The sequence below is a fragment of the Acidobacteriota bacterium genome, assembly GCA_016716905.1.
GTDB lineage: Bacteria > Acidobacteriota > Vicinamibacteria > Vicinamibacterales > SCN-69-37 > SYFT01.
Genome location: JADJUS010000005.1, coordinates 1 through 12,278, shown reverse-complemented (window position 1 = coordinate 12,278; position 12,278 = coordinate 1). Strand labels below are relative to the sequence as shown.

The 12,278-nt window shown below is 64.3% G+C and carries 9 protein-coding genes and 2 pseudogenes; 8 read left to right on the top strand and 3 right to left on the bottom strand.

Annotation, left to right across the window (positions count from 1 at the left end):
* Positions 1–61 precede the first annotated feature (61 nt).
* Both IPL75_12760 and IPL75_12755 read left to right on the top strand, forming a co-directional pair.
* On the top strand, positions 62–3,850 hold the full coding sequence (locus IPL75_12760; protein ID MBK9241107.1) for a carboxypeptidase regulatory-like domain-containing protein: 3,789 nt from the start codon (positions 62–64) through the stop codon (positions 3,848–3,850).
* Positions 3,775–5,283, top strand: a complete 1,509-nt coding sequence (locus tag IPL75_12755) for a PxKF domain-containing protein (protein MBK9241106.1) — start codon at positions 3,775–3,777, stop codon at positions 5,281–5,283. Before IPL75_12760 ends, IPL75_12755 begins: the two co-directional genes overlap by 76 nt.
* On the opposite strand, the gene IPL75_12750 is transcribed toward IPL75_12755, so the two are convergent.
* Entirely contained in the window at positions 5,264–5,899 is a 636-nt protein-coding gene (locus tag IPL75_12750) for a hypothetical protein (protein ID MBK9241105.1), read from the bottom strand. The two genes, IPL75_12755 and IPL75_12750, sit on opposite strands and share 20 nt — an antisense overlap.
* Positions 5,900–5,932: 33 nt before the next feature.
* Here IPL75_12750 and IPL75_12745 point away from each other — a divergent pair, with 33 nt between their 5' ends.
* Genes IPL75_12745 through IPL75_12735 form a run of 3 tightly spaced genes read left to right on the top strand, consistent with a single transcriptional unit; the run spans position 5,933 to position 7,886 of the window.
* Positions 5,933–6,919 (top strand): hypothetical protein, encoded by a 987-nt coding sequence (locus IPL75_12745; protein ID MBK9241104.1) that lies wholly within the window; start codon positions 5,933–5,935, stop codon positions 6,917–6,919.
* Positions 6,916–7,569 (top strand): hypothetical protein, encoded by a 654-nt coding sequence (locus IPL75_12740; GenBank protein ID MBK9241103.1) that lies wholly within the window; start codon positions 6,916–6,918, stop codon positions 7,567–7,569. The genes IPL75_12745 and IPL75_12740 overlap by 4 nt, the downstream gene beginning before the upstream one ends.
* Entirely contained in the window at positions 7,563–7,886 is a 324-nt protein-coding gene (locus IPL75_12735; GenBank protein MBK9241102.1) for a hypothetical protein, read from the top strand. Before IPL75_12740 ends, IPL75_12735 begins: the two co-directional genes overlap by 7 nt.
* A gap of 122 nt (positions 7,887–8,008) precedes the next feature.
* On the opposite strand, the gene IPL75_12730 is transcribed toward IPL75_12735, so the two are convergent.
* Positions 8,009–8,710 (bottom strand): DUF4159 domain-containing protein, encoded by a 702-nt coding sequence (locus IPL75_12730; protein ID MBK9241101.1) that lies wholly within the window; start codon positions 8,708–8,710, stop codon positions 8,009–8,011.
* Positions 8,711–8,833: 123 nt separating this feature from the next.
* Here IPL75_12730 and IPL75_12725 point away from each other — a divergent pair, with 123 nt between their 5' ends.
* Both IPL75_12725 and IPL75_12720 read left to right on the top strand, forming a co-directional pair.
* The gene (locus IPL75_12725; GenBank protein MBK9241100.1) at positions 8,834–9,754 is read left to right on the top strand and encodes a hypothetical protein; all 921 of its coding nucleotides are present in this window, start codon (positions 8,834–8,836) and stop codon (positions 9,752–9,754) included.
* A 153-nt stretch (positions 9,755–9,907) separates the two neighbouring features.
* A pseudogene (locus tag IPL75_12720) lies at positions 9,908–10,297 on the top strand (sigma-70 family RNA polymerase sigma factor).
* Positions 10,298–11,269: 972 nt separating this feature from the next.
* On the opposite strand, the pseudogene IPL75_12715 reads toward IPL75_12720, so the two are convergent.
* A pseudogene (locus IPL75_12715) lies at positions 11,270–11,482 on the bottom strand (Ig-like domain-containing protein).
* Positions 11,483–11,878: 396 nt separating this feature from the next.
* Between IPL75_12715 and IPL75_12710 the strand changes: the two are divergent.
* Positions 11,879–12,278 (top strand): DEAD/DEAH box helicase (locus IPL75_12710; GenBank protein ID MBK9241099.1); only part of this gene is annotated, 400 nt, incomplete at its 3' end.

The following is a 12,278-nucleotide window of genomic DNA, read 5'->3' as shown; positions in this document are numbered from 1 at the left end:
TCGGGTTGCCCGCGACATTAGAATGGCCGCCACCCTTTCCCGCAATCCGTAGGAGTCAGTCATGCGTGTACACAGGTTAGTTCTCAGCTTGGCGCTGGTGGCGGCAGCTCTGTTTACGAGCTCCAGCCTGCGGTCGGCCGCGTTTACAGGCACTATTGCCGGCACGGTGACGGAGGATAGCGGGTCAACGCCGCTGGTGGGGATCACTGTCACGGCGTACAACTCAAGCGGGAGCTGGATGGGCTCCGATACGACGATCGCCGGTGGTGTTTATGACATTCCCGGCCTGGCGCCGGGCACCTACTACGTCCGGACGTCCAACAGCGCCGGGTATGTGGACGAGGCGTGGGACGACCAGGAATGTGTGGCTTGCAACGTCCAGACGACCGGCGCGCCGGTCGTGGTTGTTGACAGCGCGACCACGACCATCGACTTTGAGCTGGCGCTGGGCGGCACCATCTCCGGAACGGTGCTCGGCGCGGGAAACCCACTTGAGCAGAACGTCCCCGTGGGCACCAGCGTGTTTGTGACCATCGCCGATGCGGGGAACCAGTTCGTCGTCGGCGTCTCCACCATTGCCGGCGGCCTGTTCACCACCCCGGCGCTGCCGGCGGGCACGTACTTCGCCAGAGTGTCGACCAACCTTGGCTATATCAATGAAATCTGGAACAACGTCCAGTGCCAGTTCAGCTGCCAGCTGACCAGCGCCGCCCCCATCGTCGTGACCGCGGGCGGCACCGCGTCGGGCATCAATTTTGACCTTGAGCAGGGCGCCCGGTTTTCGGGGTCCGTCGAGAACGGTGGGTCGACCGCACTGGCCGGTGTCCAAATCGACGTCCGGAATATCGCCAACCAGTCGGTGGCCTCAGCCACCACGGCCGCAGACGGCACCTTTACGACAAGCCCCGGCGTCCCGGCCGGCGACTACTTCCTGAAGACGTCGAACGCGCCGTCGCATATCAACGAAACCAACGACGGCCAGCCGTGTATCGGCTTCTGCGACCTTGAGGGCCGGACTCCGGTCACAGCGGCTGCAGGCTCCCTGACCACCGGCGTCGATTTTGTGCTCGACCCTGGCGGCAGCATCTCCGGCACCGTCCTCAACGCACTGTCAGCCCCGTTGCAGAACGTGACCGTCAACGTGGTGTCGATTACCGGTTCCACGATTACCTCTGGTTTCACGAATGCGGCAGGGCAGTTTACGTCGCGCGACGGGTTACTGCCCGGCACCTACTACCTGACAACCACCAACGGCCTTGGCTACATCAACCAGGTCTACCCGGCCATTCCGTGCCTGCCGAGCTGCACGGTGTCGTCGGGCACGCCCGTCAATATCGTGGGGACCGGCAGCGTGACCGGAATCAACTTCTCGATGGTGGCAGGTGGGCGTATCACCGGCCATGTCACCGGCGCCGGCGGCGTTGACCTGTCGGGCGTCACGGTATCTGTCATCAATGCGGCAGGCACCACGTTCTCAACCGGTTTCACGGACGCCAACGGCAACTACACCACCGGCACCGGGTTGCCGAACGGTTCGTACTACCTCCGCACAGGCAACTCGCGGGGTCTGATCAACGAGGTGTACCCGGACGTCCTCTGCCAGGGCACGCTGTGTCCGTCACCGGTGGGCGTTGGCGTTCTGGTTGCGGTCACCGGAGGGGTGCTGCCGTTCGTCCCGGTCACCGTCGACATGGACCTCTCCGCAGGCGGCCGTATTTCCGGAACCGTTGCGGATGCGGGCTCATCGGCGGCAGTTGTCGGTGCTAACGTGCAGGTCTATTCGCTCACGGGGCAGTCACTCGGGTCGGCCACAACAGACGGCCTCGGTAACTACATCAGCAGCGCTGGCCTGACCACGGGGCAGTTCTACGTAAGAACCAGCAACGCACTTGGTTATATCGACGAACTCTATGACAACGTGGTGTGCGGCTTCTCGTGCCAGCTCAGCCTCGGCACCGATGTCGGCGTCACCACCGGCGCCGTGACGTCAGGCGTCGACTTCGGCCTCTCCCTGGGCGGCACCATCACTGGCACGGTCACGACCGGCGGCGGGGCCACGCCGCTCGGCAACCTGAACGTGCAGATTGTGAACGCGGCGACCAATGCGATCACGAGTGATACGACCGACGCCTCGGGCAACTTCAGCGTGAAAGGCCTGCCCGACGGTACGTACTACGCTCGCACAAGTAATGTGCAGGGCTACATCAATGAGGTCTACAACAACCTCCAATGTCCGCTCAACTGCACCAATATTTTTGGCGCACCGCTCGTGATCGCGGGTGCCAACACCGTGGCGGGCGTGACCTTCGACCTTGAGGTCGGTGCGCGTATCGCTGGCGTGATTACTGATGACGTAAGCGGGCTGCCGATTCCCGGCGTGTCAGTCTCGATCGTTGAACTCTCGGGCTTGACGGTCGCGAACGGGACCACCAACTCGTTGGGCGAGTACATCAGCGGCGTCGGCCTGCCGACAGGCAGCTACTACGTCCGGACGAACAACAGCCTTGGCTATATCAACGAGCTGTACAACAACATCAGCTGCGCCACCGGGTGTTCCCTGGCAACAGGCGCGACGGTGCTCGCAACCGCTGGGAGTACCACGACAGGCGTCAACTTCGGCCTGTCGGCGGGTGGCAGAGCATCGGGCCAGGTGATCGATGCCGGCACGGGTAACCCGCTTCAGGGCATCTTCGTGCAGATCTACGACGCCTCCGGCCGATCGGTCGGTGGCTCAAGCACTGATGCCTCGGGCAACTTCGTGACCGGCTCCGGCCTCTCCACCGGCACCTACTACGCGCGCACGACCAACAGTCAGGGGTACCTCGACGAGCTCTTCAACAACAAACCGTGCGTGGGTAGTTGTTCCGTGCTCGCGGGGGATGGCTTCGTGGTCACCGTGGGCGCGACCACGCCGAACATCAACTTCAGCCTGACGCAAGGTGGACGGATTTCAGGCACGATCACCGACGCCACGACGAGCGCGCCCCTCACCAGCGTCAGCGTCAGTGTGTATGACAGCACCGGCAGGTTCGTGGCGAGCGGTGGCACGAACTCGTTCGGCGTCTACACCACCAGCCAGGGCCTGGCGACAGGCACCTACTACCTCCGCACGAACAACGGATTGGGTTATATCAACGAGCTGTTCGGCGGCACCGCGTGCGTGGGCAACTGCGTGGTCACGGCCGGCACGGCGATCTCGGTGACCAGCCCTGCGACCACAAGCGGTGTGAACTTCCAATTGTCGGCCGGTGGCCGCATCAGCGGCACCGTCACCGAGTTCGGCGGTGGAGTGCTCTCCGGTGTCTCAGTGACCATCTACAACTCCGCCGGTGTGGCAGTCAGCGGCAGCAGCACCAATGCGCTCGGCATTTACCGGACCACCGCTGGCCTGCCTGACGGGACGTATACCGCACGCACGTTTAATGGCCAGGGGCTCATCAACCAGCTCCACAGTGGCACGACCTGCCTTGGCCAGTGCGATGTGACACTGGGCGCCGGAATCACCATCGCCGGCCTTGCGGAAGTGTCGGGGGTCGACTTCGCTCTGACGCGGGGCGCCCGGGTTTCAGGCACCATCACGAACGGGGGCAATCCCGTTCCTGGGGCGTTGGGCTCGGTCTACAACAGCGCCAACGTGCGGGTGGCCACTGGCCAGGCCGACGGCAGCGGCAATTTCGTCACCAGTGAGGGACTGCCGCCTGACACCTACTTCGCGAGGTCCGACAACAGCGTGGGCCTGGTCAATCAGGTACTCCCGGTATCGACTGCTTCGTGGTGTGCGACCCGACCACCGGTACAGGGATCGCTCTCTCCGGAACCGGCATCACGGGCGGCATCAACTTCGCGCTGACACCAGACGCCGACGGCGACGCAGACGGTATCGTCAACACCATCGACCCGCTGCCCGCCGCGTTCTCGAACGACTTCAACGACCTGCTCCAGGGCGGCACCAGCGACGGAACGATCTCGAACCGCGACACGTGGACCATCAAGGTGGGCGACGTTAGCCCGAGCGGTATCCAGATTGACCTGTCCGGGGTGGGCGGCGCCGCAGCCACCTTCGACGTCTGCGCCCTCAACGGGACACAGCGCATCCTGCTGGATGTTGCCGGTGAAAGCGCCGTCTACGCGTGCGACGCGACGACGGGCAGCACGTCGGTGCGCGCGCTCAATGCGCTTCCGATTGTCGAACTGCGCGACCCGGCTACCGGGCCGGGCATCATCATCCAACTGGGCACCGGACAGGGCGCAACGACGGGCAGCCCCGTGACGGCGCTCTCCAGCAACACGGACGCCATCACCGTCATCATCGTGGATGGCACCGGCACGCCGATCGGGTCGTTCGAGCTCGACGCCGGCGAATCCGCGCTTGTGGTGGTCAATCCCGACGGCAGTGCTGATGCCGAAGTGATCGAGGGCGTCGTCGAAATCACCGTGCGTGGTGAATCGGTGGTCCTTGAACCTGGTGAGACGTACGACTTCCCGCCGCCGGTGGGACCGGGCTACACGTTCACGGGGTTCTTCTCGCCGCTGTCGAATCCGCCGGCCGTGAACATCGAGAACGCGGGCCATGTCATTCCCGTGCTGTTCAGTCTTGGCGGCCCGCAGGGCCTGGACGTGCTGGCGCCTGGATTCCCGAAGGCGCAGCCGATGTCGTGCACGGATTGGACACCGCTCGGACCGGCCGTGTCGACGAATGCGTTCCTGGGTATTGGGCTGACCTACCTGGCGGGACCCGACCGCTACGCGTATCTCTGGAAGACAGACTCGGCCTGGACAGGCACCTGCCGCCAACTGCAGGTCATGCTCGACGACGGCTCGACGCACGTCGCGAACATCAAGTTCAAGGGCTTCACCTTCACGGGCTTCTTCTCGCCGGTGAAGAATCCGCCATTCCTGAACAACGAGAACGCAGGGTCCTTCGTCCAACTGCACTTCTCGCTGGGCGGCTTCGAGGGCTTTGATGTCTTCGCGGGTGGGTCACCGACGTCTCAGCAGATCAACTGCTCGACCAAGGCGCCCATCGGTGCTCTCAGGCCATCGGGTCACCAAGCGGCCTGCTGTACAACCCGTTCAACGGGCGCTACACCTACGTCTGGAAGACCCAAAATTCCTGGAAGAACACCTGTCGTGAATTCCAGGCCACGTTCGACGACGGCACCACCAAGACCGCGTGGTTCAAGTTCAGGTAGTCCGGAAGTGAGTCAACGACCCCGGTCGGGGCGGCACGCGCCGCCCCTTCCGGGGTCTTCGTTTGTACGGCCTACTCGCCCTGGCCCTTGAACTGATCCCGCTCGTCCGCAAACAACAGGTTAAAACTGGTGAGCGAGCCGTAGCAGCCGGTGATGTACGCCTGCAGCTTCACCTTCCCATCGTCGGGCAGGTCCGACGCATTGATGTGTTGTTCGAGCGTCCTGAGACGATTGCGAAGCATCACGACCTTGTGAAAGAACGTCTCGATCGGCCAGGTCTTTTCCTGAAGGGAGGCATCGGCCGGCCGAAGCACCATGGTGCCGCCGCGCCACTTGGCCGCCGGCGTGACGGTGGTGGCCCCGTTCTCCTCGCGAATCACACGACGAAGCAGCAGCTCCAGATCTTCGGGATGGTCGACGGGTGTCATCGGGAGGGTCCTTTCACGTTCACTGACGATGGGAAATGGGGCCGCGGCCGCGGCCGCGGTCGCGGTCCGTGGCGCGCCTGAGTGAGAGGGCGCTCGCGACGCCATCGCGCCGGTGTCGGCATCCACTCGCGGACCACCGCGGAAGTTGTGTTCGCTGTCGCAATAACCGCAGCGCACGCGTAACGGCACACCCTGTCCGTCGGTGGCGACGATGGTGTGCATGCGGTCGGTCTTGCAGGCGCGGCAGAAGTCTTCGATGTCCTGGCCAGCTCTGGGCACAATGATCAGATTGTAGAGGTATATTCACGTCCGATGACACGCCGTGCCTCGCTCCTGGCCGCAGCCCTGTATGTGGTGCTCGCCGTAGGGATGACGTGGCCGCTGGTCACCGTCATCGATCATGAGATCGCCTGGGACATGGGGGATCCGGTGCTCAATGCCTGGATCATTCAGTGGACCGGCGGCCAGGTGCTGGCGTTTCTGAGCGGTGATCTCGGTGCACTCGGCCGCTATTGGCACGGCAACATCTTCTACCCGGAACCACTAACGATCGCCTACTCCGAGCACCTGACGCCGCAGATGCTGCAGGCGCTGCCCATCCTCGCAGCCACCGACAACGTGATTCTTGGGTACAACCTGGTGTTCCTGGCCACGTTTGTCCTGTCAGGGCTCGGCATGTTTCTGTTGGTGCGCGATCTCACCGGCCGGCCTGTCGCCGCGCTCATCGCAGGAATCGCGTTTGCATTCGCGCCGTACCGAATCTCACAGCTTTCCCACGTGCAGGTGTTGTCGGCCCAGTGGATGCCGTTTGTGCTCTACGGATTCCGCCGGTTTCTTGAGACAGGCCGACGGCGGTCGCTGGTTGGAGGATCAGCGGCCCTCGTCGCGCAGAACCTGTCGTGCGGCTACTACTTGTTGTTTTTCTCCCCGTTCGCGGCGGCGTATGTGGTGTACGAACTTGCGGCCAGATGTCGGCTTCGAGACTGGGCGACCTGGCGCGCGTTTTCAATCGCCGCAGTTGTTGTCGGAGCCATGACGCTTCCGTTCCTGCTGCCGTACCTCAGCGTCAGGGACAGCGGCGTCGGCGTCAGGTCGCTCGGCGAGATCTCGATGTTTTCCGCCGACGTGCACGCGTTCGCGACGGCGCCCGGCTGGTCGTGGCTCTGGGGTGAACGATTGGACACTTTCTGCGGCCCGAAGGGGAGGCGTTCCCCGGATTGTCAGTGCTCGGCCTGGCTGCCGTCGGCATACTGGCGGGACTCGCCGGCCGGTGGCCGTCGATCCGCCAGGCTCTCGTGAGGGCATCCGCCGGTCGACAGGTGGCAATCGGCGCGCTCCTGGTGTTGACGGCCGTCCATATCTTCGCCACGGTCATCGTCCTGACGACCGCGGGATTCCCGGTGCTGATCCAAGGCGTCTGGGCTGAGTCTCGGGAAGCGGGCGGCGTGTTGCTACGCACGGTCCTGTTGGCGGCGGCGCTTGTGACCGTGGTCATGCATCCGTTCCGGCGGCGCGAAGGCATCGAGGCTTCTCCCTGGTTGTTTTACGCAGTGGCGGCTGTTGCAGCCGCGGTGCTGGCCCTGGGACCCAACATCGCTGTCGCAGGATTGGTGGTCTCACCGGGACCGTACGCCTTGCTCATGCAATACGTCCCGGGCTTCGACGGCTTGCGGGTGCCGGCACGCTACGTGATGCTCGTTGCGTTGTTTCTGGCGGTATTGGCCGGCCTGGGCGCATCGGCGCTCATCGCCCGCGCGCGGAGGTTCGGCACCGCGTGTGTCATCGCCGCCGGTGTGTTCATGATGGTGGAGGGATGGGCCGGACCCTTCCAGACGGATGTTCCCATCGACGCGTACGACATGAACCTGACACCCCGGCCTCTGCCGGTTGGGCGGCGTATCCCGCCTGTGTATCGCATCATTCGCGATTCGTCCGAGCCCGTGTGCTGATCGAGTTTCCGTTCGGAGTCCCTGCGTGGGACCTGTTTGGCGCGTTTAATGCCGGGTATCACCGGAAGCCGCTGGTCAACGGGTATTCAGGATTTTTCCCGAACAGCCAGCATCGGCTCATCGGTGCGTTGAATGCGAGGACCAGGGATCCCAACCCGGCGTGGCGTGCGCTGGTGGACACTGGTGTGACACACATTTTGGTGCACGAGGGGGCGTTCCCGGTTGAGCGGGGCGCCGGAGTGTCCGACTGGCTGAGGACATCCGGCGCGCGTGAACTCGTCACCGACGGCACCGATCGGCTCTTCGCCGTGCGATAGCCGCGCGTCTTTCGAGTGCGTGTAGGCCTCGGCCTTGAACACCAGGCCGAGCTTGTGACTGGAGGGCCAGCAGGAGGAGCCAGCTGTAGCTCGGGCTGCTCCTCAAGCCCGAGTGTCCTCCGTCAACTCGTCATCGCGTAGACGACGACGTTGACGGCGAAGCGGGTGTTGTCGTCGGTCCTGAAGCGTTTGTTGCGCCAGTCGTAGTCCCACTCACAGCCATAGTCCTTGTTCGAGTACAAGACCGCCACGCGGCCTTTGCGGTCCACGGCGCGCAGGTAGTCGTGTACGAGGTCGTCGCCCCAGCCGTTGAGTTCGTGGGAGGTCTGCGGGGGACCGTCCGGAAAGTCGAAGAACGACGAATAGAGGGCGTGGCGGTTGGGGAGCTTTGGCATCGCCGCAGCCTTCGGGTCGTCGGCAAACACCCGGCGCATTTCTTCTTCGAAGGTCCTGGCGTACAGGCCGTCGATGTCGTGGTTGCAGTCGTCGGAAAACAACAGCCCGCCGGTGTCAGCGAAGTGCCGCAGGCCCGTGCGTTCACGTTCGTTGAGCCGCACCAGTTTGTGACCCGTCATGAAGAGGAAAGGGAAGGCGAGCAACTCTTCCGAGTCGAGCGTGATGACCACTTCATCGGGGTAGACCGGGATGGTGGTGTATTCCACCACCGAGTTCAGCACGTTGGCCGCCACCTTCGGGTTGTAGTCCCAGTCGCCGGAGTCGTAGCGCACGCGCGCGAGACGAACTCCGAACCGCGCGGTCCGGCATTTCGCGGCTTGGCCGGAGGCAACTGAATCACGACCCGATCTTACTTCCTCAATTCCCATCCCCAAATCAGCCATCAGCAATCAGCCATCCCGACCCTCAATCCTCAATCCTCAAGCCTCCATTTCAGCGGGCCCCCGTCTACCTTTGTCCGGCCTCGCGTATTAGCTGGCAGGAGATTCCTGATGCGACTGACCCGATTGATGAGACTGGCCGCCGGTGTGGGCGTGGTGATGCTGGCAGTGGGGGGCGGGTGGGCGACGACCGCGACGGTTGGGGCCCAGGCGCGCACGGCGGCGGCACAGGCCTCCCAGGAGACGCAGGGCGCCGATGATATCCGGCGCGAATTCAGGGCGATACTCGAGCAGTTTCCACCGGCCCTCGGCGTGGTGCTCAAATCCGACCCCACACTGTTGACCAACCCCGCCTATCTCACGCCGTACCCGGCGCTGGCGAAATACCTGTCGGACCATCCGGAGATTGCGCGCAACCCCACGTATTTCCTCGAACACGTCGAACTGGTCCAGTGGATGGACTCCCGGTGGGGTGGACGACGGACTGCGACGCCGATGACGATCGACGAACAGATGAGGCTTGAAGCCATCAGCACCTGGCGCGAGACGATGAGTAGCTTCCTGTTCCTTCTCGGATTCGTCGCCGCTGCCTCGGCACTTGTCTGGATCTTCCGCTACATCGTTGAACACCGGCGGTGGCTGCGCGCCACCCGCATTCAGTCTGAGGCGCACAACAAACTGCTGGAGCGCTTCTCGTCGAGTGCGGAACTGGCCGCCTATATGGAGTCGCCCGCCGGGGCGCAGTTCCTGGCGTCGTCGCCGCTCTCGGTCGAATCAGCCACACGCCGCGCCCCCGGTGCGCCGTTCAGCCGAATCCTGTGGTCGGCACAGGCGGGTGTCGTGCTGATCGCCGCGGGGGTTGGGTTCATGCTCATCCAGTGGCGGATGGTGGATCGGGTGGATGAAGTGGCGCAGATGCTGGGCGCCTGGGGCACGTTCTCCATCGCGGTGGGTGTAGGATTTGTGATCTCCGCCGCGATGTCTTACGTCATCTCTTCCAGAATGGGACTGCTGGGCGAACCAAAAGCATGAGCATCCGCCAGACCACCTTCGACGCGGCATCGACGGTTGATATCACCGCCGACGTGACGTTCCAGATGGACGAGGAGGCGTTCGGCGGCTTCTACAACCGGACCTCGCGCCTGCTCTGGGCTTACCTCGCGCGGATGACCGGGAGACCGTCAACTGGCCGACGACCTGCTGCAGGAGTGTTACTACCGGTTCCTGCGCGCAGACGCGCGGCTCGAGACCGAATCACATCGTCGCCACTACCTCTTCCGCATCGCGACCAATCTGGTGCGCGATGGTGTGCGTCGCCGGCGCACGCAGCCGTCCCCGGTGTCACAGGAAGTGACGCCCGAGGCCATGGGCGATCCACAACACGTGGACGGGCTGAATCGGCGCCTGGATGTGACGCGCGCGATGGACCGTCTCAAGCCTCGCGATCGCGCGATGTTGTGGCTGGCCTACGCGCAGGGCGCCTCGCACGATGAGATTGCCCGCATGGTGGGTGTGCGGCCGTCGAGCATGAAGGCGCTGTTGAGCCGCGCCCGTCGCAAACTCGCGAGTGCATTGGGTGCCGCGCCAGCCGGGGGAGGCAGCGCGTCATCGATCGGCCCCACCTGCACGCATGAGCGCGACGTCCTTGATCTGGTGGCCGTGGGCCAATGGCCGCAGCGGGCCTCAACCACGCTTCGCGCCCACGTGACGTCGTGTTCTTCGTGCGCCGAGGTGGCAGCCATTGCCGCCGCCGTGCGGGAGTGGGACGACAGCGAAGCGATGCCGCACGTGCCGGACGCCGCGGTCGTGTGGCGCCGGGCGCAGATGCGGGCGCACGAGGCCGCGGCGCGCACGGCGTCACGACCGATCTGGGCGGCGCAGGTGGCCGCGGTTGCGGGCTTTGTCGCAGCGCTTGTGTGGATAGGACCCAGTGCCGGCTGGTATGGATCGGCCTGGCAATCGCTCACCGGGGCCGTGCCGCAGATGGCGAGCATGCCCACGGTGTCGCTCTGGCCCGATGGACTCAGCCTGAGCAGTCTGATGTCGGGCTGGGGGCGCGTGGCGTTATTGACGCCGGCGGCGGCGTCGCCCTGCTCGCGTCACTCGTGGCCGCCGCGGTCAGAATGTCCGAGCGCGCCGAAATTTCAGACCGGTAGCGTTCCGTACGTAGCGCGCCCGGTCTCAAGGCCGCGGACACCGGCGCGCTTAGAAGCCCAGCGCGCCCTACGAAATACCGGATGAACGAAACCGCCTTAGCAGCGGTCGCGCATCGAGATGGGATTGAGCGTGATGCTGATGGCGTTGCCGGCATCATCCACGGCCGTCAGAATCACGCGGCCCGTGGAGTCCTCCACGTTGACGCCACCAGGTAGCCCGACTCCACCGTCACCGTCCGGCTTGCGCCAGGGCCCACGATGTTTGAACCCGCGAGTGCCGACACGTCGGCCGCCGAAAGCGCGCGATGGTAGCGCGCCGCCATGCCGTTGATGTCCGTCATCGTGATCCGAGCAGCGTGATCCGGAACCCGATGTTGTTGCCGACTGCGGATCACCACAGCCATCTGCGCGCGATTCGGTGAACAGAGTCTGGCGAACGTCGGCGTGACCTCAGCCGTGGCGCCATCGCCACGGTGGCGGCAAGCGCAGCGAGCCGACCTGGCCCCAGGTGCGTGGCCGTGATGGTGGTGGCCCCGTTGGTCAACGCGGTGACCAGGCCCGTGCCCGAGACTGTGGCAACCGTGGAAGCACTGGATGCCCAGGTGGCCGTGCCTGACGTCGGTGGTGGTCCCGTCGGTCAGCCGTGCGGGAGGCCGCAAGCTGCGACGTCTGGTTGCGGTTGGCAAACGGCACGGATGTGGCGCCGGCTGCCGCGGTGACCGTGACGGTTTGAACGGTGGGCGAGGGGTGCCTTTGCTGGCCTCGCAGGAAGCCGCGATCAGTCCCAGCGCAAGAATGGTGAGCAGTTTTCGCGTCATGCGGAACATCGTATACTGGAGGTGCTTTTCCCTCCACCCCGGATTTCCCAGGCACTCCCTCTCTCGGGATCCAAGAACATTCAGGAAGTCAGGATACTCTTCGTGCCTTTTAGTGCTCTCAAACTTCACCCCAGCTTGCTCAAAAAGCGGAAAGAGATGGGCTTTGCCGTCCACGCCATCAGCTGGATGCCATTCCTCCCGCGCTCGAAGGGCGCGATATACCATCCTGCGCCATGACCGGCAGCGACGGGCACGGCGGGCGTTCCTGCTGCCCGTTGATTCACCGTCGATCGACACGCCCCGCGGCAAACACGCGCGCGCTGGTGCTCACGCCCACGCGTGAACTCGCCGCGCAGATTCTTGCGAGTACCCGGGATCTGGCCGTGCAATACGCCTATCACCGGGGCCGTGGTCATCGGTGTGGGCATGGGCCTCGCAGGAACATGTGCTCGCAGCGGGGCAGACGTCATCATCGCCGACAATCTGCCGCCCATGAACACACGCCAGTCTTACGCCAAACCCAGCACCCGGAATACCGTGCTCGACGAGGCGGATCGCATGCTCGACATGGGGTTCCTGCCG

Bases quoted from the DNA above. Each gene is read 5' to 3' on its own strand.
- IPL75_12730 (MBK9241101.1), bottom strand. From the start codon at position 8,710: ATGGGAATTGAGGAAGTAAGATCGGGTCGTGATTCAGTTGCCTCCGGC.
- IPL75_12745 (MBK9241104.1), top strand. From the start codon at position 5,933: ATGACACGCCGTGCCTCGCTCCTGGCCGCAGCCCTGTATGTGGTGCTC.
- IPL75_12725 (MBK9241100.1), top strand. From the start codon at position 8,834: ATGCGACTGACCCGATTGATGAGACTGGCCGCCGGTGTGGGCGTGGTG.
- IPL75_12760 (MBK9241107.1), top strand. From the start codon at position 62: ATGCGTGTACACAGGTTAGTTCTCAGCTTGGCGCTGGTGGCGGCAGCT.